Below are 24,893 nucleotides of genomic sequence, written 5' to 3' on the forward strand. Positions count from 1 at the left end.
AGGAGAGAGTAGAAGATGCCTCGTAGTCTCAAGAAGGGCCCCTTCGTCGACAACCACCTGTTGAACAAGGTGATTGTCCAGAACGAAGCCGGTTCCAAGAACGTGATCAAGACCTGGTCGCGCCGCTCGATGATCATCCCGGCCATGCTGGGTCACACGATCGCGGTGCACGACGGTCGGAAGCACATCCCCGTGTTCGTCACGGAGACCATGGTCGGTCACAAGCTGGGCGAGTTCGCGCCCACGCGTACCTTCCGCGGTCACGTGAAGGACGACAAGAAGGGCCGTCGCCGCTAAGCGGTGACGTGAAGGAGGAAGAGAAATGGTGGAGTCGATCGCACGCGTGCGTCATATCCGCATCACCCCCCAGAAGGCCCGTCGTGTCATTGACCTGGTCCGCGGGAAGAACGCGCAGGAGGCCCTCGCCATCCTGAAGTTCGCCCCCCAGGCCGCAGCGGAGCCGATTTTCAAGCTCGTCGCCTCGGCGATCGCGAATGCGCGCGTCAAGGCCGACAAGGAGAACCTGCGTCTCAATGAGGACGAGCTCGTGGTAGCTCGTGCCTTCGTGGACGAGGGCGCGACGCTCAAGCGCTTCCGCCCCCGCGCACAGGGACGCGCATTCCGTATCAACAAGCGCACCAGCCACATCACCATCGTGCTGCAGACGGCTGATGAGCTCGCCGCCGTGAAGAAGGGAGCCTAGGTATGGGCCAGAAGATTCATCCCTATGGCTTCCGCCTCGGGGTCACCACCGACCACGTGTCGCGTTGGTTCTCGGACTCGACGAAGGCCGGTCAGCGTTACGCCGACTACCTCGCCGAGGACATCAAGATCCGTCAGCACCTGACGAAGCAGCTCGATCGCGCAGGCGTCTCGCGCGTCGAGATCGAGCGCACCCGTGACCGCGTCCGCGTGGACATCCACTCGGCGCGTCCCGGCATCGTCATCGGTCGCCGCGGCGCCGAGGCCGAGCGCATCCGCGCCGACCTCGAGAAGCTCACCGGCAAGCAGATCCAGCTGAACATCCTCGAGGTCAAGAACCCCGAGGCCGACGCTCAGCTCGTCGCGCAGGGCATCGCCGAGCAGCTCGCTGCTCGTGTGGCGTTCCGCCGCGCGATGCGCAAGGGTCTGCAGGGCGCTCAGCGCGCCGGAGCCAAGGGCATCCGCATCCAGGTCTCCGGCCGTCTCGGCGGCGCCGAGATGAGCCGCTCGGAGTTCTACCGCGAGGGCCGTGTGCCGCTGCACACGCTCCGCGCGAACATCGATTACGGCTTCTACGAGGCGAAGACCACCTTCGGCCGCATCGGCGTGAAGGTCTGGATCTACAAGGGCGACCTGACCAACAAGGAACTCGCCCGCGAGCAGGCGGCCCAGAAGCCGTCCCGCGACCGCGGCGACCGCCGCCGTGCGCCCCGTGGTGCACAGGCCGAGGCTGCACCCGCTGCAGCAGGAGCGGAGAAGTAAGCATGCTGATTCCCCGTCGAGTCAAGTACCGCAAGCAGCACCACCCCAGCCGTACCGGCCAGTCCAAGGGCGGTAACCAGATCGCCTTCGGCGAGTTCGGTATCCAGGCGCTGACCCCCGCTTACGTGACCAACCGTCAGATCGAGTCCGCTCGTATCGCGATGACGCGTCACATCAAGCGCGGCGGCAAGGTGTGGATCAACATCTACCCCGACCGTCCCCTCACCAAGAAGCCCGCGGAAACCCGCATGGGCTCGGGTAAGGGCTCGCCGGAGTGGTGGGTTGCCAATGTCAAGCCGGGCCGCGTCCTCTTCGAGGTCGCCGGTGTCGATGAGCAGCTCGCTCGTGAGGCGCTCACCCGCGCCATCCACAAGCTTCCGCTCAAGGCCCGCATTATCAAGCGCGAGGAGGGCGACGCGTAATGGCGATCGGTACCAAGGAACTGGCCATCACCGAGCTCGATAGCTTCGAGAACGAGCGACTGGCCGAAGAACTGAAGAAGGCGAAGGGCGAGCTCTTCAACCTTCGTTTCCAGTCGGCCACCGGCCAGCTGGAGAGCCACGGACGCGTCCGCCAGGTGAAGCGCGACATCGCTCGCATCTACACCGTGCTGCGCGAGCGCGAGCTCGGCATTCGTGCCACCCCTGCTGCTGCGCCCGCGAAGGCGAAGAAGAGCAGCAAGAAGACCGAGCAGGCGGATGCCGCCGCTGAGACGAAGGAGGCCTGAACATGGCTGAGGTCGAGAAGGAACAGCGCGGCTACCGTAAGGCTCGCCGCGGATACGTCGTCAGCGACAAGATGGAGAAGACCATCGTCGTCGAGGTCGAGGATCGCGTGAAGCACCCGCTGTACGGCAAGGTGCTGCGTCGCTCGTCGAAGGTGAAGGCTCACGACGAGCAGAACACGGCCGGCATCGGCGATCTCGTGCTCATCCACGAGACGCGGCCGCTGAGCGCTTCGAAGCGCTGGCGTCTGGTCGAGGTCCTCGAGAAGGCGAAGTAAGCCCTCGGGCTTACTCAGTGAAGGAGTAGCAAGTGATTCAGCAGGAATCCCGACTCAAGGTGGCCGACAACAGCGGCGCCAAGGAGTTGCTCACGATCCGTGTCCTCGGTGGCTCGAAGCGTCGTTACGCCGGTCTCGGCGACACGATCGTTGCGACCGTCAAGGACGCGATCCCCGGCGGCAACGTCAAGAAGGGCGATGTGGTCAAGGCCGTCATCGTCCGGACGCGCAAGTCGACCCGTCGCGGTGACGGTTCGTACATCGCGTTCGACGAGAACGCCGCCGTTATCCTCAAGGCCGACGGGGAGCCCCGCGGCACCCGCATCTTCGGGCCGGTCGGACGTGAACTCCGCGACAAGCGGTTCATGAAGATCGTCTCGCTCGCACCGGAGGTGATCTAGTCCTATGGGCGCAAAGATCAAGAAGGGTGACCTCGTCGAGGTCATCTCTGGCCCGTCGCAGGAGCGCGGCGGCTACAAGGGCAAGCAGGGTCGAGTGATCGAGGTTCTCTCCGACACCGACCGCGTCGTGGTGGAGGGCGTGAACTACGTCACCAAGCACGCACGCGTCGGCCAGTCGGATCGTGGCACCCGCGAGGGTGGCATCGAGACCGTCGAGGCTCCGATCCATGTGTCCAACGTCGCAGTCGTCGACCCCGAGACGAAGAAGCCGACCCGCGTCGGCTTCCGCGTCGAAGAGGTCGAGAAGGACGGCAAGAAGAAGACGGTTCGCGTTCGTTTCGCGAAGAAGTCCGGGAAGGATCTCGCATGACCGAGACTGCAGCGACCACCGCTCAGCCCCGCCTGAAGCAGAAGTACCGCTCCGAGATCGTTCCGCAGCTCCGCGAGGAGTTCGGCTACGCCAACATCATGCAGGTTCCCGGCGTCGTCAAGGTCGTCGTGAACACGGGTGTCGGCGAGGCCGCTCGCGACAGCAAGGTCATCGAGGGCGCGATCGCCGATCTCGTGAAGATCACCGGCCAGAAGCCGATGGTCACGAAGGCTCGCAAGTCCATCGCGCAGTTCAAGCTGCGCGAGGGCCAGGCCATCGGTGCTCACGTGACGCTTCGCGGCGACCGGTCGTGGGAGTTCCTCGACCGTCTCGTCAACCTCGCACTGCCGCGCATCCGCGATTTCCGCGGTCTCTCGCCGCGTCAGTTCGACGGAAACGGCAACTACACCTTCGGTTTGACCGAGCAGAGTGTGTTCCACGAGATCGATCAGGATAAGATTGATCGCGTGCGTGGCTTCGACATCACTGTCGTGACCACCGCGAAGACCGACGATGAGGGCCGTGCGCTGCTTCGCGCGCTCGGATTCCCGTTCAAGTCGGAATAACTGAATAGTCCAAACGGTGAGGGTGCCCGGGATTTCCCGGGCACCCAATCCGTGTGTCACCCAGGTCATGCGGCGGTGTACCGACGTATGAAACCAGGCGAGAAAGAAAGAGTCACTCATGACGATGACTGATCCGGTAGCAGACATGCTCACCCGGCTGCGCAATGCAAACTCTGCGCATCATGACGACGTTTCGCTCCCCGGCTCGAAGCTGAAGGAGCGGATCGCTGAGATCCTCAAGCGCGAGGGCTACATCCAGGACTGGAAGGTCGAGGCGGCGCGCGTCGGCACGACCATCACCATGTCCCTGAAGTACGGCCCGAACCGCGAGCGTTCCATCGAGGGCATCAAGCGGGTCTCCAAGCCCGGCCTTCGCGTGTACGCGGGCTCGACCGAGATCCCGAGCGTGCTCGGCGGACTCGGCATCGCGATCCTGTCCACCTCCTCCGGTCTGCTGACCGACCGCGAGGCCGAGCAGAAGGGCGTCGGCGGGGAAGTCCTCGCCTACGTGTGGTAAGGCGTCATGTCACGTATTGGTAAGCTTCCCATCGCCGTTCCCGGCGGTGTAGATGTCAAGATCGACGGCCAGAAGGTCACGGTCAAGGGCGCGAAGGGCGAGCTCTCGCTCGTCGTCGCCGAGCCCATCCGCGTCGCTCTTGAGGACGGCCAGGTGCTGGTCACCCGTCCGAACGACGAGCGCGACTCCCGAGCGCTGCACGGCCTGAGCCGCACGCTCATCAACAACAACATCATCGGTGTCACCGAGGGCTACTCGAAGCAGCTCGAGGTCGTCGGCACGGGATACCGCGTGCAGCAGAAGGGCACGGGCCTGGAGCTCGCGCTCGGCTTCTCGCACCCGGTCAGCGTCGAGGCCCCCGAGGGGATCACGCTCGCGGTCGAGGGCAACACCAAGATCACCGTCAGCGGGATCTCGAAGCAGGCTGTCGGCGAAGCCGCAGCCAACATCCGCAAGCTGAAGAAGCCGGAGCCCTACAAGGGCAAGGGCATTCGCTACGCGGGCGAGGTCGTCCGTCGCAAGGCAGGAAAGGCTGGTAAGTAACCCATGGCCGCTTCAGTATCCCGGGCTAAGGGTCGGTCGGCTGCGCGCGTTCGCCGCCACACCCGCCTGCGCAAGAAGATCGTCGGCACGGAGGTCCGCCCCCGTCTCGTCGTCAACCGCTCGTCGCGCCACGTCTTCGTGCAGGTCGTCGACGATTCCAAGGGTCTCACCCTCGCATCGGCCTCCACCATGGAAGCCGACCTCCGCTCGTTCGACGGTGACAAGACCGCCAAGGCACGCAAGGTCGGCGAACTCGTCGCCGAGCGCGCCAAGGGCGCTGGCATCGACGCAGTGGTCTTCGACCGCGGCGGGAGCAAGTACGCCGGTCGCGTCGCCGCGATCGCCGATGGCGCTCGTGAAGGAGGGCTGACCCTGTGAGCAACGAAACGAAGGAGCAGCAAGTGTCTGCAGAGGCCCAGTCTGAGACGACGGCCGCGCAGGCCGCTCCGGCTCAGGATCATCGCAACGAGCCGCGCGAGCAGCGTCGTGGAAGCCGCGATCGCGGCACCCGCAACGAGCGCGGCGGCCGCGACCGCAACGAGAGCCAGTTCCTCGAGCGCGTCGTCACCATCAACCGCGTCTCGAAGGTCGTCAAGGGCGGCCGTCGCTTCAGCTTCACCGCGCTCGTCGTGGTGGGCGATGGCAACGGCACCGTCGGCGTCGGCTACGGCAAGGCGAAGGAGGTGCCCCTCGCGATCGCGAAGGGCGTCGAGGAGGCGAAGAAGAACTTCTTCCGCGTCCCCCGTGTCGCGAGCACCATTCCGCACCCCGTGCAGGGCGAGGCCGCAGCCGGCGTCGTGCTGCTGCGTCCGGCCGCAGCCGGTACCGGTGTTATCGCCGGCGGTCCGGTCCGCGCCGTTCTCGAGTGCGCCGGCATCCACGACGTGCTGAGCAAGTCGCTCGGTTCGTCGAACACCCTGAACATCGTGCATGCGACCGTCGAGGCGCTGCAGCAGCTCGAGGAGCCCCGCTCCGTCGCAGCTCGCCGCGGTCTCGACTTCGACCGCGTCGCTCCGGCCCGCATCGTGCGCGCCGAGGCGAAGGCCGCGGCCGACGCTGCCGCGAAGGCAAAGGCAGGTGCGTAATGGCGAAGAGCCTGAAGGTTACGCAGACGAAGTCCGTCATCAGTGAGAAGCAGAACCAGCGCGATACGCTGCGCAGCTTGGGCCTCAAGAAGATCGGCCAGTCGGTCGTTCGCGAGGACACCCAGGCCAACCGCGGCTACATTCGTGCGGTCGCTCACCTGGTAGTGGTTGAGGAGATCGACGCATGAGCGAGAACAACGAGGAGCGTGAGTCGGTGCTGAAGGCGCACCACCTCCGTCCGGCTCCCGGTGCCAAGAAGGCCAAGACCCGCGTGGGTCGCGGTGAGGCATCGAAGGGCAAGACCGCGGGCCGCGGTACCAAGGGAACGAAGGCCCGGTACCAGGTCAAGGCCGGCTTCGAGGGCGGGCAGATGCCGCTGCACATGCGCACCCCGAAGCTGCGCGGGTTCAAGAACCCGTTCCGCACCGAGTACCAGGTGGTGAACGTCGCGAAGCTCGCAGAGCTCTACCCGCAGGGTGGCGACGTGACCGTCGAGGATCTCGTGGCCAAGGGCGCCGTGCGCAAGAACCAGCCCGTCAAGGTGCTGGGCGACGGCGACCTCCAGGTCAAGCTCTCCGTCCAGGTCGACAAGGTCTCGAGCTCCGCGGAGCAGAAGATCGTCGCCGCAGGCGGTGCAGTGAAGTAACGATCCGTTCGGATCAGCAGTATCCTCGGGATTCTCCCGAGCAGCGGGGGCGCGGTGGATACGGCATTCATGCCGTTCCACCCACCCCCGCTGTCGTGTTTCACCCGCCATTCATGGCGATAACTCGGTCTTGCGGCGCTCGCCGTGTAGGCTGAAGAAATTGGTTCTCGTCGGTAGGCGAAGCCCCTTACGACGTTCCAGGAGGCAGATTTTGTTCAGCGCCATCGGACGGATCTTCCGGACACCCGATCTGCGGCGGAAGATCGTCTTCACGCTCGCGATCGTGTCGTTGTTCCGGCTCGGGTCATTCATCCCCGCACCGTTCGTCGACTTCAACAACGTGCAGGCGTGCCTGGTGGCAAACCAGAATCAGGGCAGCTCCGGCCTGTACGACATGATCAATCTCTTCAGCGGCGGCGCGCTGCTGCAGCTGTCGATCTTCGCCCTCGGCATCATGCCGTACATCACGGCGTCGATCATCACGCAGCTCCTGCGCGTCGTGATCCCGCACTTCGAGGCGCTGCACAAGGAGGGGCAGGCCGGTCAGGCCAAGCTCACGCAGTACACCCGCTACCTGACGATCGCCCTCGCGATCCTGCAGTCGACGACGCTGATCACCGTCGCGCGCTCGGGCCAGCTCTTCGGCGCTGCGGCGAACCAGGCGTGCCAGAACCTCGTCTCCCAGGAATGGTGGGCGGTGCTCATCATGATCATCACGATGACCGCGGGCACGGGCCTCATCATGTGGTTCGGCGAGCTCATCACCGAGCGCGGCGTCGGCAACGGCATGTCGCTCCTCATCTTCACCTCGATCGCGGCGACCTTCCCCGGCGCCATGTGGATCATCAAGGAGTCGCGCGGCTGGGAGGTCTTCTTCATCGTGCTGGCGGTCGGCCTGCTCGTCGTGGCGGCGGTCGTGTTCGTCGAGCAGTCGCAGCGCCGCATCCCCGTGCAGTACGCGAAGCGCGTGGTCGGGCGTCGCACCTACGGCGGCAGCAGCACCTACATCCCGATCAAGGTGAACATGGCGGGCGTCATCCCCGTCATCTTCGCCTCGGCGATCCTCTACCTCCCCATGCTGATCACGCAGTTCAACCAGCCGCAGATCGGCGAAGACCCGAAGCCCTGGGTCGTGTGGATCCAGAACAACCTGGTCTACGGCGACCAGCCGGTCTACATGCTCGTCTTCTTCCTGCTCGTCATCGGGTTCACCTTCTTCTACGTGCAGATCACGTTCAACCCCGAAGAGGTCTCCGACAACATGAAGCAGTACGGCGGCTTCATCCCGGGCATCCGCGCCGGGCGCCCGACCGCCGAGTACCTCAACTACGTGCTCACCCGCATCACGAGCGCAGGTTCGCTCTACCTCGGCGTCATCGCCCTGCTCCCGCTCATCGCACTGTCGTTCTTCGGGGCGAACCAGAACTTCCCGTTCGGCGGCGCATCGATCCTCATCATCGTGGGCGTGGGCCTGGAGACGGTGAAGCAGATCGACGCGCAGCTGCAGCAGCGCCACTACGAAGGGCTCCTCAAGTGACCGAAGCGACCACCGCACGCCTGCTCATCATCGGGCCCCCCGGCGCGGGCAAGGGCACGCAGGCCGGCCGGATCGCCGAGCGCTACGGCGTGCCCGCGATCTCCACCGGAGACATCTTCCGCGCCAACATCCAGGGAGGCACGGAGCTCGGCAAGCAGGTGCAGGCCATCATCGAGCAGGGCGAGCTCGTGCCCGACGCGCTCACCAACGAGATCGTCGCCGACCGCCTCGCGCAGGCCGACGCCGCATCCGGCTTCCTCCTCGACGGGTACCCGCGCACAGTCGAGCAGGTGCACGCGCTCGACGGCATGCTGAGCGGCGAGTCGCTCGACGCTGTGGTGCTGCTCGAAGCCGATCCCGAAGAGGTCATCGCCCGCCTGCTGAAGCGCGCAGCGCTCGAGGGGCGCGCCGACGACACGGAAGAGGTCATCCGGCACCGCCAGGACGTGTACGCCGCGCAGACGGCGCCGCTCATCGAGCTGTTCTCGGAGCGGGGCATCCTCGTCGCCGTCGACGGTCTCGGTACGATCGACGAGGTCTCGGAGCGGATCGCCGCCGGGCTGTCGGCGAAGCTGAGCGCCCGAGTCGGGCAGTAGCCGTTGGCGCGTCGAGGTCTGCTGCGACGTTCGATCTACAAGTCGCCGGCGCAGCTGCGCCTCATGATCGAGCCGGGTCTCGCGACCGCCGCCGCGCTCGAGCAGATGCGCGCGGCGGTGGCGCCCGGGGTGACGCCACTCGAACTGGACGCCATCGCTGAGCGAACCATTCGCGAACGCGGCGGAGCGCCGAACTTCATGCTCGAACCCGGGTACCGCCACACCATCTGCGCGAATGTGAATCAGCACGTCGTGCACGCGATTCCGACCGCTCGGCCGTTGGAGCCGGGCGACATCGTCGCGCTCGACGCGGGCGCCGTGGTCGACGGGTGGCACGGCGACTCGGCGTTCACCGCGGTGCTGCCGGATCACTCCGATCCGGACCGCACCGCGGCGAATCAGCGGTTGAGCGACGTCACCGAGCAGGCCATGTGGCGCGGGATCGCGCGGCTCGCCTCGGCCGCGCACCTCAACGAGGTGGGGGAGGCGGTCGCCGGCTACGTGCGCTCGCACAGCGACTTCGGCGTGCTCGAGGACTACATCGGCCACGGAATCGGACGCAGCATGCACGAGGACCCGCCGGTGTTCAACGTTCCGGTGCGCCGGCGCGGGCCCGAGGTCAAGCCGGGGCTCGTGGTCGCCATCGAACCCATCATCTCGGCGGGCGGCATCGACACGGTCGTGGAGGACGACGACTGGACGGTCACCATCGCCGACGGCTCGATGAGTGCGCAGTGGGAGCACACGGTCGCGGTGCACGAGCGCGGCATCTGGGTGCTCACGGCGGCGGACGGCGGCGCGAGCGGCCTGGAGCCGCTCGGGGTGCGCCCCGTTCCGATCCCGTGACGGCGACCGCCGGGGAGCCTCGCCGAGGGCGACGCGCCGAGCTTTACAAAAGCCGACACGCCGAGTACTCTTGATCTTTGGTGCTTTGCGCCTGCTTTTGCGTTCGCTCCGGTTCGATTCGGATCGGTCGGAGACGCAGCGGCTGAGCATTCGCATGACCAGTACACCTACGCGAGCGATAGTGAGGCTATGGCGAAGAAAGACGGCGTCATCGAGATCGAGGGACACATCGTCGAGGCTCTGCCGAACGCGATGTTCCGCGTCGAGCTGACCAACGGACATAAAGTGCTTGCCCACATCTCGGGCAAAATGCGCCAGCACTACATCCGCATCCTCCCCGAGGATCGCGTGATCGTGGAGCTGACGCCCTACGATCTGACCCGCGGCCGCATCGTCTACCGCTACAAGTAGGTCGCTGGGAAGTAACGACTCGCGGCACTCTGCGAGTACGAGGACAGCGATACACACGAAGGAACCATCATGAAGGTCAATCCCAGCGTCAAGCCGATCTGCGATCACTGCAAGGTCATCCGTCGCCACGGACGCGTCATGGTGATCTGCAAGAGCAACCCGCGCCACAAGCAGCGCCAGGGCTGAGGCCCGGCCGCCGCCGGCGGCTCTGCAGAACACACAACTGAATAACCGATCCAGCGCATCGAAGAACCCGCGCGGGTCTCGTCGCATCGGGCGCTCAGCGTCCGACGGGAGCCGCGATGAGCCGAAGGCTCACCTCGATCACGAGCGGGGGACACCTCGGGCCGGAGGCCCGAACCCCCGATGCGCACCACACCTCCACGATCCGCAAGGAGAGCCAACATGGCACGTCTCGCAGGAGTCGACATCCCACGCGACAAGCGCGTTGAGATCGCACTCACCTACATCTACGGCGTCGGGCGCACGAGCGCACTCAAGACCCTCGCCGACACCAACATCGACGGCAACATCCGCGTCAAGGACCTGTCGGATGACCAGCTGGTCGCGCTGCGCGACTACATCGAGGGCAACTTCAAGGTCGAGGGCGATCTCCGCCGCGAGGTCGCAGCCGACATCCGCCGCAAGGTCGAGATCGGCAGCTACCAGGGGCTCCGCCACCGTAAGGGCCTGCCTGTGCACGGTCAGCGCACCAAGACGAACGCTCGCACCCGCAAGGGCCCGAAGCGCACCGTCGCCGGCAAGAAGAAGTAACGCCGGTTCGTTAGACCACCACACAGAGCTTTTCAGGAGAACACTCAATGGCTGCACCAAAGACCGCGGCTCGCAAGCCGCGTCGCAAGGACAAGAAGAATGTCGCCGTGGGTCAGGCCCACATCAAGTCGACCTTCAACAACACGATCGTCTCGATCACCGACACCACGGGTGCCGTGATCAGCTGGGCCTCCTCCGGCGGAGTCGGCTTCAAGGGCTCGCGCAAGTCGACCCCGTTCGCCGCTCAGCTGGCCGCCGAGTCCGCTGCGCGCAAGGCGCAGGAGCACGGCATGAAGAAGGTCGACATCTTCGTCAAGGGACCGGGTTCGGGCCGCGAGACCGCGATCCGCTCGCTGCAGGCCGCCGGCCTCGAGGTGGGTTCGATCAACGACGTCACCCCGCAGACGCACAACGGGTGCCGTCCGCCGAAGCGTCGCCGCGTCTGATCGGTGAGTCGCGCCGGCTCCGGCCGGCGCGACTGCCGCTTCCGAGCGGCGATCCGTCATTCCCAGCGTCGGCCGAGGCCGGCGCTTCAGCCCACTTCATCCCGATACCGCATGAGTCATATAGCGGACTCCAGCGAAAGGATCACACACCGTGCTGATTGCACAGCGACCCACTCTGACTGAAGAATCGATCTCCGAGTTCCGTTCGCGTTTCGCCATCGAGCCGCTCGAGCCCGGCTTCGGCTACACGCTCGGCAACTCGCTGCGTCGTACCCTGCTGTCGTCGATCCCCGGCGCGGCCGTCACGAGCGTGCGCTTCGAGGGCGTCGCCCACGAGTTCACGACCATCCCGGGCGTGACCGAGGACGTCACCGAGATCATCCTCAACATCAAGGATCTCGTCGTCTCGAGCGAGCACGACGAGCCCATCACCGCCTACCTGCGGAAGACCGGCGCCGGCGAGGTCACCGCCGCCGACATCTCCGCCCCGGCGGGCGTCGAGGTGCACAACCCCGAGCTCGTCATCGCCACGCTCAGCGACTCGGCGCAGTTCGAGCTCGAGCTGACGATCGAGCGCGGCCGCGGTTACGTCTCGGCCGCTCAGAACCGCAACGAGGATGCAGAGGTCGGCCGCATCCCGGTCGACTCGATCTACTCGCCGGTGCTCAAGGTCACGTACCGCGTCGAGGCGACGCGCGCGGGCGAGCGCACCGACTTCGACCGCCTCGTGGTCGACGTCGAGTCGAAGCCCGCGATCTCCCCGCGAGACGCGATCGCTTCGGCCGGGTCCACGCTCGTCGAGCTCTTCGGACTCGCGCGCGAGCTGAACACCGCCGCCGAGGGCGTCGAGATCGGCCCCGCGCCGGTCGAGGTCGTCGCCGAGGGCGAGCTCTCGATTCCGATCGAGGACCTCGATCTCTCCGTGCGCAGCTACAACTGCCTCAAGCGGGAGGGCATCAACACGGTGAGCGAACTGGTCGCGCTCTCCGAGGCGCAGCTGATGAACATTCGCAACTTCGGCCAGAAGTCGGTATTCGAGGTGCGCGACAAGCTCACCGAGATGGGCCTCTCGCTCAAGGACGCGGTGCCCGGGTTCGACGGCGCTCAGTTCTACAGCTACGAAGACGACAACAACTAACGGTTCGGCACTGTCAGCCCGACCGCACATCTACTGGAGTAAATAATGCCCAAGCCCAACAAGGGCCCCCGCCTCGGAGGCGGCCCCGCACACGAGCGTCTGATGCTGAACCAGCTGGCATCGCAGCTCTTCGAGCACAAGCGGATCCAGACGACGGAGACCAAGGCGAAGCGCCTGCAGCCCGTCGCAGAGCGTCTCGTGACCTTCGCGAAGCGCGGCGACCTGCACTCGCGCCGTCGCGTGATGCGTCAGATTCTCGACAAGTCGGTCGTCCACGAGCTCTTCACCGAGATCGCCCCGCTCGTCGAGAACCGCGAAGGCGGCTACACGCGCATCGTCAAGACCGGTTTCCGCAAGGGCGACCGCGCGCCGCTCGCCGTGATCGAGCTCGTGCTCGAGCCGGTGTCGCCGAAGCCGAAGGCCGAGAAGCCCGCTGCTCCGGTCGCGGAGGAGCCCGCTGAGGCTCCGGCGGAGGAGACCTCCGAGGCTCCCGTCGAGGAGACCGCCGAGGCTCCGGCAGAGGAGACCGCCGAGGCGAAGGCCGAGTAAGTCTCAGGCTGTTCGTCGAAGGCCCCGTCGTGCACTGCGCGACGGGGCCTTCGCGCGTCTCGGGAGACCCCGGGCGCGTGCACTGCGCGGCGTCAGCGGCGCGGCACGGAGAAGCCCATCGCCTCCCCGGGCTGCTGGAGTTCTGAGAGCGCGCGCTGCACGCTCTCCGCGTACCGCTCGCCGCCGCTCGGGTTCGGGTGGATACCGTCTCCCGCGAGCGCTTCGGCGGGAGCCGCCGCGATCGCCCCGTCCCAGTCGGCGACCACCACGCCGCGGTGGGCGTCGGCGTACGCGTCGAGCGCGTCGTTGACGCCGGGAATCCAGTCGCGCTCGCCATGGGCGTTGACGAGTACGATCAGCCGGCCGTCCGCTGCCGTGCGCAGGGCTTCGAGCTCCTCGGGGTCGATCGGGCCGTTGGTGCCGAGCCCGACGAGGACGACGGGGCGCAGCGCTCCCGCGTCGGCCTGCTGGGCGGCGATCTCGACGCCCACCCCGAGGCCGCGCGAGACCTCGGCGTCGACGGCGATGCCCGGGAAGCGCTCCTCGAGCTCGGGCAGACTTGCGAGCATCACCGAATCGCCGATGGCAGTGAGGTCGGGGCCCTCCGGCTCGATGGGACCCGCTGCGGCCCCCTCGTGCGCAGCGTCCGGATCCTGCCCACCCGTTGCATCGTCCCCGCCGGTCTCGGCCGCTGGCTGCTCGGCGTCTCGTGCGGCCTTCCCGCGCTCCACGGCGTCGACCGCAGTGCTCTGCTCCGGGGCGGTGGCGACCGCGACCACCGTGGCGGGCACCGCGACCGCGAACGCGAGCCCGGCGATCGCCGGCGCCCAGCGCAGCCGGGGAGCGGTGCGCGCCCGCCGCAGCATCAGGGCGAGCGACCGGCGCATCCCGAACCGCCGCACCGGCTCCTCGACGAAGCGATATGAGAGGGCCGCGACGCCGACGGACGCCGCGAGCGTGACCGCCCCGATGGCGGGCGGCGGCCAGCCTCCGAGCACCGCCGTTGCGATCAGCAGCAGCGGCCAGTGCCAGAGGTAGATGCCGTAGGAGCGCTCGCCGATCCACCGCAGCGGCGGTGCGTCGAGTGCGCGACCGATGCGCGCGCCCGGGCGCGTGACCGCCCAGACCGTGAGGAGCGCGGCAGCGGTGGCGAGCTGGAAGCCCCAGGCGAAGCTCTCGGCGCTGCCCTCGCGCAGGGTCGCCGCCAGCCAGCCGAGTACCCCGAGACCGGCGACCGCGGCGGCGGCCAGCGCGAACTGCGCCGCGGTTCCCGGCATCCGGGGCCCCGCGATCGGCCCGGCGGCGGCGGGTGCCGCGGCGGGGTCTGCGCCCAGTGCCCCAGCGGGGGCGGCAGGCGCGGACCGCGGTGCCGCGATGAGGGCGAGCGCGGCGCCCAGGGCGAGCCCGAAGACATGCGTGTCCGAGCCGAAGTAGATCCGCGTCGGGTCGGCTCCGGCGGCCGCGAGGGCGACCATGAGCAGCGCCGAGGCCGCACCGATCGCGGCGAGGGGCAGCGCGCGAACGAACCGCCCTCGGAACCGGAGGACCAGAAGCAGGAGCAGCGGCAGCACGATGTAGTACTGCTCCTCGATCGCGAGCGACCAGGTGTGCCTGAAGATCTCAGGCGCATCCCGCGCGAAGTAGTCGGAGCCGGCGGCGATCGACGTCCAGTTGCTCACGAACAGCGCGGCCCCCGTGATCTGCCGGCCGATGCCCACGAGGAGATCCCGATCGGCCAGCAGAGCCAGTGACGTCGACACCAGGAGCACCAGGCCGAGTGCAGGCAGCAATCGACGGGCGCGGCGCTTCCAGAAGTGTCGCAGCGCGATCCCTCCGGTGGAGCGATGCTCGCGCATGAGCAGCGCCGTGATGAGGAACCCGCTGATCGCGAAGAAGACATCGACGCCGAGGAAACCGCCGGGCAGCCACCCCGGGAAGAGGTGATAGCCGAGCACGAGACTCACCGCGATCGCGCGGAGCCCATCGAGACCCCCGAGCCGGTCGGCACGGGGGAGCGGGGGGCGGAGAGGCGGAGTCTGAGTCATAGTGGTCGGAGCGGCGCGGCCGGGGCGCCATGAGCATCCAGTGTACGTCGCGCGATCCGACGCCCTCTGAGCCTTCTGGCAGGATCGAAGCATGCACACCCCATCCGTTCGCCTGCGCCTCGACCTGTCGTACGACGGCACCGATTTCTCGGGCTGGGCGGCGCAGCCCGGGCTGCGCACCGTGCAGGGCAGCCTCGAGGCCGCGCTCGCCACGCTGCTCAGGATCGCCGAGCCCGAGACGGCGCGGCTCACCGTCGGCGGGCGCACCGACGCCGGGGTGCACGCGCGAGGCCAGGTCGCGCACCTCGACGTCACGCCCGAGCAGCTCGAGAAGTGGACGGCTCGGCGGCGGCCCGGCGAGCGCCCGCTCAGCACCGACGAACTGGCGCGGATGCGCGGCCGCAAAGTCACCGGAGTCGTCTCCCGGGAAGCGCCCGACATCGTGGTGCACCGGGTGCGCGAGGTGCCGGCCGCGTTCGATGCGCGGTTCTCAGCGCTGCGGCGCCGCTACGAGTACCGCCTCATCGGCGCCGGCATGCGCAAGGATCCGCTGGTGGCGCGCTACACCGCCGAAGTACCGCGCCCGCTCGACTTCGACCTCATGCAGGCAGCCGCCGACGACCTGCTCGGCCTGAACGACTTCACCACCTTCTGCAAAGCCCGCGAGGGCGCCACCGCCGTGCGCGACCTGCTCCGCTTCGAGTGGCGCACGACGGAGGACGGAGCCTACGCCGCACGCATCGAAGCTGACGCGTTCTGCCACTCGATGGTGCGGGCGCTCATCGGCGCGGTGGTGGCGGTCGGCAGCGGTCGCATCGACCGCGACGAGCTGGCGGCGCTGCGCGACGCCCGAGCGCGCACCAGTCGCTTCACGGTGATGCCGGCGCACGGGCTCTCGCTCGAGGAGATCGCCTACCCGAGCGACGACGCCCTCGAGGCGCGCGCGGAGGCCACTCGGGCTCGGCGCGATCCGCTCCCCTGAAGCCAGCTGAGCCGCATGCCCCGCCCCGCTCTGTGCTAGGCTTGACCCTTGGTGCGCAAGCACCCGATTTGTTGAGCCCTCCAGCCGCGCGCGCACCCCTCGGGGACCACGCACCGGAGCGGGATTCACGAACTCCTCCAATTCGACAGAAAGCAGCACTCTAGTGACTCGCACGTATTCACCGAAGGCCGCCGAGCAGAAGCACGATTGGGTCGTCATCGACGCCGCAGACGTGGTGCTCGGCCGCCTCGCATCGCACGCGGCAGCCCTGCTCCGCGGCAAGCACAAGACCACCTTCGCCCCCCACATGGACATGGGCGACTACGTGGTCATCATCAACGCCGACAAGGTCGTGCTGACCGGCAACAAGGCGAAGAACAAGCGCGCCTACCGTCACTCGGGCTACCCGGGCGGCCTCCGCTCCGTCAGCTACACCGAGCTGCTCGAGAAGAACCCCGAGCGCGCGGTCGAGAAGGCGGTTCGCGGCATGCTCCCGAAGAACTCGCTCGGCGCAGATCTGTTCCGCAAGCTGAAGGTGTACGCAGGTGCGGAGCACCCGCACGCGGCTCAGCAGCCCACCCCCTACACCTTCGGCCAGGTCGCGCAGTAATCGCGCCCCGAGACCTCAGAGAGAGAATTCACAGTGACTGAAGAGCAGACCGTGGCCACCGAGAGCTACACCACCGAGACGCCGGCCGGGCAGGCCGCCGCCGCTTCCCCCCGCCCCGCGCTCACCGTTCCCGGCGCAGCAGTGGGCCGCCGCAAGCAGGCCATCGCCCGCGTGCGCCTCATCCCCGGCTCGGGCACCTTCACGGTGAACGGCCGCGAGTTCGCGGAGTACTTCCCGAACAAGCTGCACCAGCAGCTCATCACCGACCCCTTCACGGCGCTCGAGCTCAACGGGTCGTACGACATCATCGCGCGCATCGGCGGCGGCGGCCCCTCGGGCCAGGCGGGCGCACTCCGTCTCGCCATCGCCCGTGCGCTGAACGAGATCGACGCCGAGCACAACCGCCCGACGCTGAAGAAGGCCGGCTTCCTCAGCCGCGACGCCCGCATCAAGGAGCGCAAGAAGGCCGGTCTCAAGAAGGCCCGCAAGGCGCCTCAGTACTCGAAGCGCTAAATCGGGGCTTCCAGCACATGGGACGCCTGTTTGGCACCGATGGGGTTCGAGGGCTGGCCGGAGTCGACGTGACTGCCGAGCTGGCCCTCAGCCTCGCTCGCGCTGCGGCTCTCGTTCTCGGGCGTTCTGCCCGGGGCGAGAGCCGTCGTGCTGTTGCCGTCGTCGCGCGCGATCCGCGCGTCTCCGGCGAGTTCATCTCCGCGGCGGTCTCCGCAGGTCTCGCCTCCGCCGGGGTCGACGTGCTCGACGCCGGGGTGATCCCGACCCCCGCAGCGGCCTACCTCGTGGCTGATACCGGCGCCGACTTCGGCGTGATGGTGTCGGCATCGCACAACCCCGCGCCCGACAACGGCATCAAGTTCTTCGCCGAGGGCGGGCGCAAGCTCGCCGACGACGTGGAGGACGAGATCGAGGCGGCGATGGAGGGCGCCGTGGTCGCGGTGACCGGACGCGAGGTCGGCCGCATCCGCCGCTTCGCCGACGCCGAGGATCGCTATCTCGTGCACCTGCTCGGCACCCTCGAGGGCACGCGCCTCGACGGTCTGCACGTCGTGCTCGACTGCGCGCACGGCGCCGCCGCCGGCATCTCGCCCGACGTGTTCACGGACGCGGGAGCCCGCGTCACCGTGATCGGCAACGACCCCGATGGCTTCAACATCAACGACGGCGTCGGCTCGACGCACCTCGAACCGCTCGCCGCCGCAGTGCGGGAGCACGGCGCCGATCTCGGCATCGCCCATGACGGCGACGCCGATCGCTGCCTGGCGGTCGACGCGGACGGCGCCGTCGTCGACGGCGACAGGATCATGGCGATCCTCGCCCTCTCGATGTCGCGACGGGGCAAGCTCGAGCGCAACACGCTCGTCGCCACCGTCATGTCGAACCTCGGCCTCAAGCTCGCGATGGCCGACAACGGCATCGACGTGGTCGAGACCGGCGTCGGCGACCGCTACGTGCTCGAGGCCATCAACGCCGAGGGCTACTCGCTCGGCGGCGAGCAGTCGGGGCACGTCATCATGAGCGAGCACGCGACGACGGGCGACGGCATTCTGACCGGACTCCACATCGCCGCCGAGATCGTGCGCACCGGCAAGCCGCTCGCCGAGCTCGCCGAATGCATGACCGTCTACCCTCAGGTGCTCGTCAACGTGCGCGGCGTCGATCGCGCCGGCGTCAGCGCCGACGAGGTGCTGCAGCAGGCGGTGCGCCAGGCGGAGATCGCCCTCGCCGGCAAGGGGCGCGTGCTCCTGCGACCCTCGGGCACCGAGCCCGTCGTGCGGGTGATGGTCGAGGCCGAGCACGTCGACGACGCGCAGCGGCTCGCCGACGACCTCGCCGGAATCGTGCTCGACCGCCTCGCGGTCTGAGCGGACGCACCGAGCCGCGCTCCGCGGTCCGAGCGGACGCCCCGCGCTGCGCCTTCCGGCGCCGCGCGGGGCGTTCTGCGCTTCCCGGGGCGTCGCGCACCCGCCCCGCTCAGAGCTTGCGGAGCAGCACCTTCTGCACGCGGTGATCCGCCTCCTTGCGCAGCACCAGGCTCGCACGGGCCCGGGTGGGGCGGATGTTCTCGACGAGGTTCGGCTCGTTGATGTGAGTCCAGAACTCGTCGGCGATCGCGAGCGCCGCGTCGTCGTCGATGGTGGCGAAGCGGCGGAAGTGCGAGGACGGGTCGGCGAACGCGCTCTCGCGGAGCTTCAGGAAGCGCTGCCGATACCAGCGCTGGATGTCGGATGCGCGTGCATCGACGTACACGGAGAAGTCGAAGAGGTCGCTGACGGCGAGCGGGTGCGCCATCGACGCCGGCTGCAGCACGTTCAGCCCCTCCACGATCAGGATGTCGGGGCGGCGCACCACGGTGTACTCCCCGGGCACGATGTCGTACACGATATGGCTGTAGTGCGGTGCGCGCACCTCGTCGACGCCGGCCTTCACCTGCGAGACGAACCGCAGGAGGCTGCGACGGTCGTACGACTCGGGGAAGCCCTTGCGGTGGGTGATGCCGCGGCGCTCGAGCTCCGCCGCGGGGTAGAGGAACCCGTCGGTGGTGACGAGCTCGACGCGCGGCGTCTCGGGCCAGCGGGCGAGCAGGTCGCGGAGGATGCGCGCGACGGTCGACTTGCCCACCGCGACCGAGCCCGCGATCCCGATGACGAAGGGGCTCTGCCGCTCGTCGCCGCGCTGCAGGAAGCCCCGCGTGCGCTGGTGCATCTCGCGGGCGGCGATCGCGTACTGGTTGATGAGGCGGCTGAGCGGGCGGTACACCTCGGACACCTCGGCGAGGTCGAGCGGTTCGCCGAGTCCGCGGAAGGCGGCGATCTCGCCCTCGCTGAGCGGCATGGGCGTCTCTCCGGCGAGCCGGGCCCATTCATCGCGGTCGATCTCCGTGAAGGGGGAGGTGAACTCGGGGCGGACGAGCGCGTGCGTGTCGGTGGATACCGCGGCGCCGGCCGTGGAGGTGTTCTGGGTCATCGTGCATCAATGGTGCCACTAAACTAAGCACCATGTGTGGAATCGTTGGATATGTCGGCCCGAACGACACGGTCGAGGTACTGCTGAACGGGCTGCGTCGGCTGGAGTACCGGGGCTACGACTCCGCGGGCGTCGCGGTCGTCGACACGACGGGTGCGCTGTCGGTGCGCAAGCGCTCCGGCAAGCTGGCACGGCTGGAGGACCTGCTCGAGGCGAGCCCGCTCGACGCGTCGGGCACGGGCATCGGGCACACCCGGTGGGCGACGCACGGCGGCCCCACCGACGTGAACGCTCACCCGCACCTCGGCGACGAGGGCAAGCTCGCGGTGATCCACAACGGCATCGTGGAGAACTTCGCGGAGCTGCGCACGGAGGTCGAGGCGGCGGGAGTCGAGCTGCTGAGCGAGACCGACACCGAGGTGGTGGCGGCGCTGCTCGGCCTCGAGGTGGCCCGGCAGGGAGACCTCGAGTCGGCGTTCCGCTCCGTGGTCTCGCGCCTGCACGGCACGTTCACGCTGCTCGCGATGCACCGGGATGCCCCCGATACGGTACTGGCGGCGCGCCACCACTCGCCGCTCGTGATCGGTCTCGGGGACGGCGAGAACTTCCTCGGATCCGACGTCGCGGCGTTCGTCTCCTTCACGAAGCGCGCCGTCGCCGTCGAGGAGGACAGCATCGCGATCATCACCCCGGCAGAGGTGCGCGTCACGGACTTCGCGGGCAGCACGGTCGAGTTCGAGGAGTTCGAGGTCGAGTGGGACGCCGATGCCTCCGACAAGGGCGGCTGGTCGTCGTTCATGGCGAAGGAGATCAACGAGCAGGCCGACGCCGTCGGCAACACGCTGCGCGGGCGCGTCTCGGGGGCCGGTGTCGAGATCCCCGAGCTCACGGCGCTCGGCGACGATCGCCTCCGGGGCATCGACCGCATCATCATCATCGCCTGCGGCACGGCGTCGTACGCCGGGCAGGTCGGCTCGTACGCGCTGGAGCAGTGGGCGCGCGTGCCCGTCGAGGTGCAGCTGAGCCACGAGTTCCGCTACCGGGATCCCGTGCTGTCGGATCGCACGCTGGTGATCTCGGTCAGCCAGTCGGGCGAGACCATGGACACGCTGATGGCCGTGAAGTACGCCATCGAGCGCGGCGTCACGACGATCTCGGTGTGCAACACCCAGAGCGCCACCATCCCGCGCGAGTCGGATGCGGCGGTGTACACGCACGCCGGTCCGGAGGTGGCGGTCGCGTCGACGAAGGCGTTCGTCGCGCAGATCACGGCGATCTACCTCATCGGCCTGCATCTCGCGCGGGTGCGCGGCACCCTCTCCGCCGAGGATCAGGCGCAGGCCGTCGAGCAGTTCGAGTCGCTCCCGGCGAAGGTGGCCGAGGCGATCGAGACGCGCGATCAGATCGCCCAGCTGGCGCACTGGATGGCGGATACCCGTTCGGTGCTGTTCCTGGGCCGTCACGTGGGCTACCCCATCGCCCTCGAGGGCGCCCTCAAGCTGAAGGAGATCGCGTACATCCACGCCGAGGGCTTCGCCGCGGGCGAGCTCAAGCACGGCCCGATCGCGCTCATCGATCACGGTCAGCCGGTGTTCGTGCTGGTGCCGAGCCCGCGCACCTCGCCGATCATGCACTCGAAGGTGGTCTCGAACATCCAGGAGATCCGCGCCCGCGGCGCCCGCGTCATCGCGGTCGTGGAGAAGGGCGACACGGCGGTGCTCCCGTATGCCGACGACGTGGTGCGCCTGCCCCTCGCAGACACGCTCTTCGAGCCGCTGCTGCAGGTCATTCCGCTGCAGTGGTTCGCGCTCGAGCTCTCGACGGCGAAGGGCCTCGACGTCGATCAGCCGCGCAACCTCGCGAAGTCGGTCACGGTCGAGTAGTTCGGCCGAACGCGGGTCGGGTGATCGGGGCGGGCTGCCGGGAGGCGCCGGAGAGGCGTCGCCCCAGCGGAGGAGGAGTGCGATGATTCTCGGAATCGGCGTCGACACGGTCGATGTCGCTCGGTTCGAGCGCACGCTCGATCGCACGCCGCGACTGCGAGAGCGACTGTTCGCCCCTGACGAGCGGGAGCGCCCGGTGCGCTCGCTCGCCGGTCGCTTCGCGGCGAAGGAGGCGCTCATCAAGGCGCTGGGCGGCTCGGACGGGCTGGGCTGGCACGACATGGAGATCCGTCGCGAGACGGACCGGCGGCCGACGTTCGCACGCACGGAGCGTCTTCTGGCGGTGCTCGAGGGCGCGGGCGCGGCGATGCCGCACCTCTCCGTGACGCACGACGGCGGCATCGCGACCGCGTTCGTCGTCGTGGAGGTCGAGCCGTGAGCGGGCAGCCGAGCGTCGAGGAGCTGCACTGGGCGCCGGATCCCGAGAGCATGGGAGCGCTCGGCGTGCGCCTGGGGCGGGTGCTGCGCGCGGGCGACCTCGTGATCCTCACCGGTCCGCTCGGCGCCGGGAAGACGACGCTGACGCGCGGCGTCGGCGAGGGATTGGGCGTGCGCGGGCCGGTGCAGAGTCCGACGTTCGTGCTCGCGAGAACGCATCCGTCGCTCGTCGGCGGGGCGCCGCTCGTGCACGTCGACGCGTATCGCCTCGGCGGCGCCGACGAGCTCGACGATCTGGATCTCGACTTCGAGGGATCTGTAGTGGTCGCCGAGTGGGGCGCGGGCATCGTCGAGGCACGCGACGACTGGCTGGAGGTCGTGATCGAACGGCCCCTCGGCGGCGATGGGGACGACGATGGAGATGATGCTGCCGCTGCTGACGCGGACGATCCCGGCGACATCGACGACTGGTCGGAGGCGATCGTCGAGCCGCGGCGCATCACGATCACGGGATACGGGCCGCGCTGGGCGGAAGGGGTACTGAAGTGAGCACGACTGCCGAGCTGTTCGCGACCGCGTGCGACACCGGCGACCATGTGCTGCTCGCCATCGACACGGCGATCGGAACGACGGTGGCGCTCGGAGCGGCGGGGCGCGTGCACGTCGCGGTCAGCGATGATCCGCGCGGGCACGCCGAGGCCATCGGCCCTCTGCTGGACGAAGTCTTCCGTGCGGCCGACGTGGAGCCCTCCCGGGTGAGCGGCGTCGTGGCGGGGATCGGGCCGGGTCCGTTCACCGGTCTCCGTGTCGGGATAGCCGCCGCGCACGCGTTCGCACTGGGGCGGGGCGTGCCGCTGCTGCCCGTGCAGGGGCACGCGGCGGTGGCGCTCGAAGCCTTCGACGGGGGCGCGACCGGGTCGCTGCGCGTCGTGCAGGATGCGCGTCGTCGCGAGCTGTTCATCACGGAGTTCGCCGGGCTCGACGACGCGGGCCTGCCCGCGGTCTCGGCCGGGCCGCTCCTGGTCGCGCGATCCGAGTACGTCGAGCAGAGCGGCGATGCGTGGCCCGAGCGGATTCCCGGGGCTGCACTGGTGCGGCTCGCCGCCCGCTCGCTCGAGGCGGGGCGCCCGTTCGCGGATGACCGGGCCCTCTACCTCCGCGCCCCCGACGTCGCCCAGCCGGGGGCGCCCAAGCGGGTGTCCGCGTGAGCGGTGACGCCGCGGCCCCGACGCTGCGTCGGGCGGTCGCGGACGACCTCGATGCGGTGTGGGCGCTCGAGAGCTCGGTGTTCGCCCGGGACGCGTGGAGCCGTGCGATGCTGCAGGAGGAGCTCGCGGGCGAGCACCGCGACTACCGCGTGCTCATCGACGGCTCCGGCGTCGTCGTCGGATACGCGGGGCTCCTCGCCGTCGGCCCCGAGGCGGATATTCAGACGATCGCCGTGCACCCGTCGCTCCGCGGTCGGGGCCAGGGGCGGCGGCTCATGCGCGCACTGCTCGACCGGGCCGACGAGCTGGGGGTGCGGGAGGTGTTCCTCGAGGTACGCGCAGACAATCCGGTGGCGCACGGCCTGTACGCGTCGCTCGGATTCGAGGACATCGGGGTGCGACCGCGCTACTACCAGCCCGACGGCGTCGACGCGGTCGTGATGCGGCGGGCGATGCCCGCGCAGCAGATGCGGGCGACGGCAGAGGAGGATCAGGCATGACCACGACCGAACCGCTCGTACTCGGCATCGAGACGAGCTGCGACGAGACGGGCGTCGGCATCGTTCGGGGGCGCACGCTGCTCGCCAACGCGATCGCGTCGTCGATGGATGAGCACGCCCGGTACGGCGGCGTCGTGCCCGAGGTCGCCGCGCGCGCCCACCTGGAGGCGATGACGCCGACGATCGAGCGCGCGCTCGCCGACGCCGACGTCGCGCTCGCCGATCTCGACGCCATCGCCGTCACCTCCGGGCCGGGGCTGGCGGGCGCCCTCATGGTCGGCGTCGCAGCGGCGAAGGCGCTGGCGGTGTCGCTCGGCACGCCGCTCTACGCGGTGAACCACCTGGTCGGCCACGTCGGCGCGGATCTGCTGCACGGCGACGGGCTCCGGGGTGCGGTCGGCGCGGTCGGCGAGCTCGAACTGCCGACGGTGGCGCTGCTCGTGTCGGGCGGGCACACGTCGCTGCTGCTCGTGCGCGACCTCGTCTCCGACGTCGAGATGCTCGGCGAGACGATCGACGACGCGGCGGGGGAGGCCTTCGACAAGGTCGCCCGTCTCCTCGGTCTACCGTACCCGGGCGGGCCCGAGATCGATCGAGTGGCAGCGGAGGGGGATCCGCATGCGATCCGCTTCCCCCGCGGCCTCACCCTTCCGAAAGACCTCGAACGGCATCGCTACGACTTCTCGTTCTCCGGGTTGAAGACGTCGGTCGCGCGCTGGGTGGAGAAGCGCCGGGCCTCCGGCGACCCGGTTCCGGTGGCCGATGTCGCCGCGAGTTTCCGCGAGGCGGTCGCCGACGTGCTGCTCACCAAGGCGCTCGCCGCGTGCCGCGACCTCGGAGTGCCGCGGTTGCTGCTCGGCGGGGGAGTGGTGGCCAACGCCCGCGTGCGGGAGCTCGCCGCGGAGCGTGCGGCGGCGGCGGGCGTCGACCTGCGCGTGCCGCCGTTGTCGCTGTGCACCGACAACGGTGCGATGATCGCGTCGCTCGGAGCTCAACTCGTTGCGAACGGGCACGCCCCATCGGGTCTGGCGTTCGGCGCCGACTCCACGCTTCCGGTGCAGCAGGTGCAGGTGCACTGACCCGGGCGGCATCTGTCAAGGCCGCGCCCGGAACGCCCGAAATCCTCCCATCCGCCGAAGCTGAACGTTATCTTTGAAGGGCGAATGGGGGAACACGCCTCATCGATGTTCGATCGAAGGAGAATCATGTCCGACAACCTGCCTGGCAACGACCACCAGTCGAACCCGGTGCCGCCTCCGCCCGCGCCCTCCAGCGCTCCGAACGCGCAGGCCGCCCAGAACGCGCCTGCGGCCCCGAGCGCGCCCCCGTACACCGGATCCCCGGCGTACGCCGG

General features: G+C 68.7%; 36 protein-coding genes. 34 read left to right on the top strand and 2 right to left on the bottom strand.

The genetic code is table 11. The annotated features are described in order from the left end of the window. Positions 1–15: 15 nt before the first annotated feature. The 24 genes from rpsS (at position 16) to rplQ (ending at position 12,891) form a co-directional block, all read left to right on the top strand. Positions 16–297, top strand: a complete 282-nt coding sequence (rpsS, locus tag NS354_RS08230; protein WP_010156398.1) for a 30S ribosomal protein S19 — start codon at positions 16–18, stop codon at positions 295–297. Between the two features lie 25 nt (positions 298–322). Next, positions 323–703, top strand: coding sequence for a 50S ribosomal protein L22 (gene rplV, locus NS354_RS08235; protein ID WP_010156400.1), 381 nt, complete (start codon positions 323–325; stop codon positions 701–703). 2 nt (positions 704–705) lie between these two features. After that, positions 706–1,464 carry a 30S ribosomal protein S3 gene (gene rpsC, locus NS354_RS08240; RefSeq protein WP_010156401.1) on the top strand — a complete coding sequence of 253 codons (759 nt, stop codon included), beginning with the start codon at positions 706–708 and terminating at the stop codon, positions 1,462–1,464. Positions 1,465–1,466: 2 nt separating this feature from the next. After that, a complete protein-coding gene (rplP, locus tag NS354_RS08245) occupies positions 1,467–1,886 on the top strand; it encodes a 50S ribosomal protein L16 (RefSeq protein ID WP_010156403.1) in 420 nt (139 codons plus the stop codon). Beyond that, the gene (gene rpmC, locus NS354_RS08250) at positions 1,886–2,191 is read left to right on the top strand and encodes a 50S ribosomal protein L29 (RefSeq protein ID WP_010156404.1); all 306 of its coding nucleotides are present in this window, start codon (positions 1,886–1,888) and stop codon (positions 2,189–2,191) included. Before rplP ends, rpmC begins: the two co-directional genes overlap by 1 nt. A gap of 2 nt (positions 2,192–2,193) precedes the next feature. Further along, the gene (gene rpsQ, locus NS354_RS08255; protein WP_010156405.1) at positions 2,194–2,466 is read left to right on the top strand and encodes a 30S ribosomal protein S17; all 273 of its coding nucleotides are present in this window, start codon (positions 2,194–2,196) and stop codon (positions 2,464–2,466) included. 32 nt (positions 2,467–2,498) lie between these two features. Continuing rightward, positions 2,499–2,867: a 50S ribosomal protein L14 gene (gene rplN, locus NS354_RS08260; RefSeq protein WP_058594067.1), complete on the top strand. Its 369-nt coding sequence runs from the start codon at positions 2,499–2,501 to the stop codon at positions 2,865–2,867. A 4-nt stretch (positions 2,868–2,871) separates the two neighbouring features. Beyond that, positions 2,872–3,237 (top strand): 50S ribosomal protein L24, encoded by a 366-nt coding sequence (gene rplX / locus NS354_RS08265; RefSeq protein ID WP_010156407.1) that lies wholly within the window; start codon positions 2,872–2,874, stop codon positions 3,235–3,237. Next, a complete protein-coding gene (rplE, locus tag NS354_RS08270) occupies positions 3,234–3,803 on the top strand; it encodes a 50S ribosomal protein L5 (protein WP_010156408.1) in 570 nt (189 codons plus the stop codon). The genes rplX and rplE overlap by 4 nt, the downstream gene beginning before the upstream one ends. Before the next feature lie 118 nt (positions 3,804–3,921). Beyond that, on the top strand, positions 3,922–4,320 hold the full coding sequence (rpsH, locus tag NS354_RS08275) for a 30S ribosomal protein S8 (RefSeq protein ID WP_010156409.1): 399 nt from the start codon (positions 3,922–3,924) through the stop codon (positions 4,318–4,320). 6 nt (positions 4,321–4,326) lie between these two features. After that, the gene (rplF, locus tag NS354_RS08280; RefSeq protein WP_058594068.1) at positions 4,327–4,863 is read left to right on the top strand and encodes a 50S ribosomal protein L6; all 537 of its coding nucleotides are present in this window, start codon (positions 4,327–4,329) and stop codon (positions 4,861–4,863) included. 3 nt (positions 4,864–4,866) lie between these two features. Further along, positions 4,867–5,241, top strand: a complete 375-nt coding sequence (gene rplR, locus NS354_RS08285; protein WP_010156412.1) for a 50S ribosomal protein L18 — start codon at positions 4,867–4,869, stop codon at positions 5,239–5,241. After that, complete coding sequence (gene rpsE / locus NS354_RS08290; protein WP_010156413.1) at positions 5,238–5,948, top strand: 30S ribosomal protein S5; 711 nt, start codon at positions 5,238–5,240, stop codon at positions 5,946–5,948. Before rplR ends, rpsE begins: the two co-directional genes overlap by 4 nt. Then, the gene (gene rpmD, locus NS354_RS08295) at positions 5,948–6,136 is read left to right on the top strand and encodes a 50S ribosomal protein L30 (protein ID WP_010156415.1); all 189 of its coding nucleotides are present in this window, start codon (positions 5,948–5,950) and stop codon (positions 6,134–6,136) included. The genes rpsE and rpmD overlap by 1 nt, the downstream gene beginning before the upstream one ends. Beyond that, on the top strand, positions 6,133–6,594 hold the full coding sequence (gene rplO / locus NS354_RS08300; protein WP_058594069.1) for a 50S ribosomal protein L15: 462 nt from the start codon (positions 6,133–6,135) through the stop codon (positions 6,592–6,594). The genes rpmD and rplO overlap by 4 nt, the downstream gene beginning before the upstream one ends. 211 nt (positions 6,595–6,805) lie before the next feature. Continuing rightward, positions 6,806–8,131, top strand: a complete 1,326-nt coding sequence (gene secY, locus NS354_RS08305) for a preprotein translocase subunit SecY (RefSeq protein WP_010156417.1) — start codon at positions 6,806–6,808, stop codon at positions 8,129–8,131. Next, entirely contained in the window at positions 8,128–8,727 is a 600-nt protein-coding gene (locus tag NS354_RS08310; RefSeq protein WP_010156418.1) for an adenylate kinase, read from the top strand. Before secY ends, NS354_RS08310 begins: the two co-directional genes overlap by 4 nt. Before the next feature lie 3 nt (positions 8,728–8,730). Further along, complete coding sequence (gene map, locus NS354_RS08315) at positions 8,731–9,573, top strand: type I methionyl aminopeptidase (RefSeq protein WP_058594070.1); 843 nt, start codon at positions 8,731–8,733, stop codon at positions 9,571–9,573. 189 nt (positions 9,574–9,762) lie between these two features. Then, positions 9,763–9,984 carry a translation initiation factor IF-1 gene (gene infA / locus NS354_RS08320; protein WP_010156420.1) on the top strand — a complete coding sequence of 74 codons (222 nt, stop codon included), beginning with the start codon at positions 9,763–9,765 and terminating at the stop codon, positions 9,982–9,984. A gap of 69 nt (positions 9,985–10,053) precedes the next feature. Further along, on the top strand, positions 10,054–10,170 hold the full coding sequence (rpmJ, locus tag NS354_RS08325) for a 50S ribosomal protein L36 (protein ID WP_005050492.1): 117 nt from the start codon (positions 10,054–10,056) through the stop codon (positions 10,168–10,170). Positions 10,171–10,389: 219 nt separating this feature from the next. After that, positions 10,390–10,758 carry a 30S ribosomal protein S13 gene (gene rpsM, locus NS354_RS08330; RefSeq protein ID WP_010156422.1) on the top strand — a complete coding sequence of 123 codons (369 nt, stop codon included), beginning with the start codon at positions 10,390–10,392 and terminating at the stop codon, positions 10,756–10,758. Positions 10,759–10,805: 47 nt separating this feature from the next. Beyond that, positions 10,806–11,204 (top strand): 30S ribosomal protein S11, encoded by a 399-nt coding sequence (gene rpsK / locus NS354_RS08335; RefSeq protein ID WP_010156423.1) that lies wholly within the window; start codon positions 10,806–10,808, stop codon positions 11,202–11,204. 151 nt (positions 11,205–11,355) lie between these two features. Further along, positions 11,356–12,342, top strand: a complete 987-nt coding sequence (locus NS354_RS08340; protein WP_058594071.1) for a DNA-directed RNA polymerase subunit alpha — start codon at positions 11,356–11,358, stop codon at positions 12,340–12,342. A 45-nt stretch (positions 12,343–12,387) separates the two neighbouring features. Beyond that, entirely contained in the window at positions 12,388–12,891 is a 504-nt protein-coding gene (gene rplQ, locus NS354_RS08345; RefSeq protein WP_058594072.1) for a 50S ribosomal protein L17, read from the top strand. Between the two features lie 92 nt (positions 12,892–12,983). Here the strand turns inward: rplQ and NS354_RS08350 are convergent, their stop codons facing one another. Beyond that, on the bottom strand, positions 12,984–14,936 hold the full coding sequence (locus NS354_RS08350) for an acyltransferase family protein (RefSeq protein WP_058594073.1): 1,953 nt from the start codon (positions 14,934–14,936) through the stop codon (positions 12,984–12,986). A 91-nt stretch (positions 14,937–15,027) separates the two neighbouring features. On the opposite strand from NS354_RS08350, the gene NS354_RS08355 reads away from it, so the two are divergent. The 4 genes from NS354_RS08355 (at position 15,028) to glmM (ending at position 18,408) form a co-directional block, all read left to right on the top strand. Further along, positions 15,028–15,918 (top strand): tRNA pseudouridine synthase A, encoded by an 891-nt coding sequence (locus NS354_RS08355; RefSeq protein WP_058594074.1) that lies wholly within the window; start codon positions 15,028–15,030, stop codon positions 15,916–15,918. A 163-nt stretch (positions 15,919–16,081) separates the two neighbouring features. Beyond that, positions 16,082–16,528 (top strand): 50S ribosomal protein L13, encoded by a 447-nt coding sequence (gene rplM / locus NS354_RS08360; RefSeq protein WP_058594075.1) that lies wholly within the window; start codon positions 16,082–16,084, stop codon positions 16,526–16,528. A 33-nt stretch (positions 16,529–16,561) separates the two neighbouring features. Then, a complete protein-coding gene (gene rpsI, locus NS354_RS08365) occupies positions 16,562–17,041 on the top strand; it encodes a 30S ribosomal protein S9 (protein WP_010156430.1) in 480 nt (159 codons plus the stop codon). 17 nt (positions 17,042–17,058) lie between these two features. Then, entirely contained in the window at positions 17,059–18,408 is a 1,350-nt protein-coding gene (glmM, locus tag NS354_RS08370; protein WP_058594076.1) for a phosphoglucosamine mutase, read from the top strand. 109 nt (positions 18,409–18,517) lie between these two features. On the opposite strand, the gene coaA is transcribed toward glmM, so the two are convergent. Then, entirely contained in the window at positions 18,518–19,510 is a 993-nt protein-coding gene (coaA, locus tag NS354_RS08375) for a type I pantothenate kinase (RefSeq protein ID WP_082677981.1), read from the bottom strand. Positions 19,511–19,542: 32 nt separating this feature from the next. Here coaA and glmS point away from each other — a divergent pair, with 32 nt between their 5' ends. From glmS to tsaD, 6 genes are all read left to right on the top strand, one after another. Next, the gene (glmS, locus tag NS354_RS08380) at positions 19,543–21,393 is read left to right on the top strand and encodes a glutamine--fructose-6-phosphate transaminase (isomerizing) (protein WP_058594077.1); all 1,851 of its coding nucleotides are present in this window, start codon (positions 19,543–19,545) and stop codon (positions 21,391–21,393) included. An 82-nt stretch (positions 21,394–21,475) separates the two neighbouring features. Then, entirely contained in the window at positions 21,476–21,832 is a 357-nt protein-coding gene (locus NS354_RS08385; protein ID WP_058594078.1) for a holo-ACP synthase, read from the top strand. 50 nt (positions 21,833–21,882) lie between these two features. Continuing rightward, positions 21,883–22,380, top strand: a complete 498-nt coding sequence (gene tsaE / locus NS354_RS08390; protein WP_058594084.1) for a tRNA (adenosine(37)-N6)-threonylcarbamoyltransferase complex ATPase subunit type 1 TsaE — start codon at positions 21,883–21,885, stop codon at positions 22,378–22,380. Further along, positions 22,377–23,039, top strand: coding sequence for a tRNA (adenosine(37)-N6)-threonylcarbamoyltransferase complex dimerization subunit type 1 TsaB (gene tsaB / locus NS354_RS08395; protein WP_058594079.1), 663 nt, complete (start codon positions 22,377–22,379; stop codon positions 23,037–23,039). Before tsaE ends, tsaB begins: the two co-directional genes overlap by 4 nt. After that, the gene (gene rimI, locus NS354_RS08400) at positions 23,036–23,539 is read left to right on the top strand and encodes a ribosomal protein S18-alanine N-acetyltransferase (protein WP_058594080.1); all 504 of its coding nucleotides are present in this window, start codon (positions 23,036–23,038) and stop codon (positions 23,537–23,539) included. The genes tsaB and rimI overlap by 4 nt, the downstream gene beginning before the upstream one ends. Then, positions 23,536–24,618: a tRNA (adenosine(37)-N6)-threonylcarbamoyltransferase complex transferase subunit TsaD gene (gene tsaD, locus NS354_RS08405; protein WP_058594081.1), complete on the top strand. Its 1,083-nt coding sequence runs from the start codon at positions 23,536–23,538 to the stop codon at positions 24,616–24,618. Before rimI ends, tsaD begins: the two co-directional genes overlap by 4 nt. Positions 24,619–24,893 lie beyond the last annotated feature (275 nt).

Origin of the sequence: Leucobacter chromiiresistens, assembly GCF_001477055.1 — a bacterium.
Taxonomy (GTDB): Bacteria; Actinomycetota; Actinomycetes; order Actinomycetales; family Microbacteriaceae; genus Leucobacter; species Leucobacter chromiiresistens_A.

What these genes read in the sequence shown, in the direction of transcription:
- rplE (WP_010156408.1), top strand. Translation starts at nt 3,234, where the DNA reads ATGACCGAGACTGCAGCGACCACCGCTCAGCCCCGCCTGAAGCAGAAG.
- rpsS (WP_010156398.1), top strand. Translation starts at nt 16, where the DNA reads ATGCCTCGTAGTCTCAAGAAGGGCCCCTTCGTCGACAACCACCTGTTG.
- NS354_RS08355 (WP_058594074.1), top strand. Translation starts at nt 15,028, where the DNA reads ATGCACACCCCATCCGTTCGCCTGCGCCTCGACCTGTCGTACGACGGC.
- rpmJ (WP_005050492.1), top strand. Translation starts at nt 10,054, where the DNA reads ATGAAGGTCAATCCCAGCGTCAAGCCGATCTGCGATCACTGCAAGGTC.
- rplF (WP_058594068.1), top strand. Translation starts at nt 4,327, where the DNA reads ATGTCACGTATTGGTAAGCTTCCCATCGCCGTTCCCGGCGGTGTAGAT.
- rplR (WP_010156412.1), top strand. Translation starts at nt 4,867, where the DNA reads ATGGCCGCTTCAGTATCCCGGGCTAAGGGTCGGTCGGCTGCGCGCGTT.
- infA (WP_010156420.1), top strand. Translation starts at nt 9,763, where the DNA reads ATGGCGAAGAAAGACGGCGTCATCGAGATCGAGGGACACATCGTCGAG.
- rpmD (WP_010156415.1), top strand. Translation starts at nt 5,948, where the DNA reads ATGGCGAAGAGCCTGAAGGTTACGCAGACGAAGTCCGTCATCAGTGAG.
- rpsM (WP_010156422.1), top strand. Translation starts at nt 10,390, where the DNA reads ATGGCACGTCTCGCAGGAGTCGACATCCCACGCGACAAGCGCGTTGAG.
- NS354_RS08350 (WP_058594073.1), bottom strand. Translation starts at nt 14,936, where the DNA reads ATGACTCAGACTCCGCCTCTCCGCCCCCCGCTCCCCCGTGCCGACCGG.
- glmS (WP_058594077.1), top strand. Translation starts at nt 19,543, where the DNA reads ATGTGTGGAATCGTTGGATATGTCGGCCCGAACGACACGGTCGAGGTA.
- coaA (WP_082677981.1), bottom strand. Translation starts at nt 19,510, where the DNA reads ATGACCCAGAACACCTCCACGGCCGGCGCCGCGGTATCCACCGACACG.
- rpsQ (WP_010156405.1), top strand. Translation starts at nt 2,194, where the DNA reads ATGGCTGAGGTCGAGAAGGAACAGCGCGGCTACCGTAAGGCTCGCCGC.
- rplO (WP_058594069.1), top strand. Translation starts at nt 6,133, where the DNA reads ATGAGCGAGAACAACGAGGAGCGTGAGTCGGTGCTGAAGGCGCACCAC.
- rpsK (WP_010156423.1), top strand. Translation starts at nt 10,806, where the DNA reads ATGGCTGCACCAAAGACCGCGGCTCGCAAGCCGCGTCGCAAGGACAAG.
- rplP (WP_010156403.1), top strand. Translation starts at nt 1,467, where the DNA reads ATGCTGATTCCCCGTCGAGTCAAGTACCGCAAGCAGCACCACCCCAGC.
- rpsC (WP_010156401.1), top strand. Translation starts at nt 706, where the DNA reads ATGGGCCAGAAGATTCATCCCTATGGCTTCCGCCTCGGGGTCACCACC.
- rpsH (WP_010156409.1), top strand. Translation starts at nt 3,922, where the DNA reads ATGACGATGACTGATCCGGTAGCAGACATGCTCACCCGGCTGCGCAAT.
- rpmC (WP_010156404.1), top strand. Translation starts at nt 1,886, where the DNA reads ATGGCGATCGGTACCAAGGAACTGGCCATCACCGAGCTCGATAGCTTC.
- rplX (WP_010156407.1), top strand. Translation starts at nt 2,872, where the DNA reads ATGGGCGCAAAGATCAAGAAGGGTGACCTCGTCGAGGTCATCTCTGGC.
- glmM (WP_058594076.1), top strand. Translation starts at nt 17,059, where the DNA reads ATGGGACGCCTGTTTGGCACCGATGGGGTTCGAGGGCTGGCCGGAGTC.
- tsaD (WP_058594081.1), top strand. Translation starts at nt 23,536, where the DNA reads ATGACCACGACCGAACCGCTCGTACTCGGCATCGAGACGAGCTGCGAC.
- NS354_RS08385 (WP_058594078.1), top strand. Translation starts at nt 21,476, where the DNA reads ATGATTCTCGGAATCGGCGTCGACACGGTCGATGTCGCTCGGTTCGAG.
- tsaE (WP_058594084.1), top strand. Translation starts at nt 21,883, where the DNA reads ATGGGAGCGCTCGGCGTGCGCCTGGGGCGGGTGCTGCGCGCGGGCGAC.
- rplV (WP_010156400.1), top strand. Translation starts at nt 323, where the DNA reads ATGGTGGAGTCGATCGCACGCGTGCGTCATATCCGCATCACCCCCCAG.
- rplQ (WP_058594072.1), top strand. Translation starts at nt 12,388, where the DNA reads ATGCCCAAGCCCAACAAGGGCCCCCGCCTCGGAGGCGGCCCCGCACAC.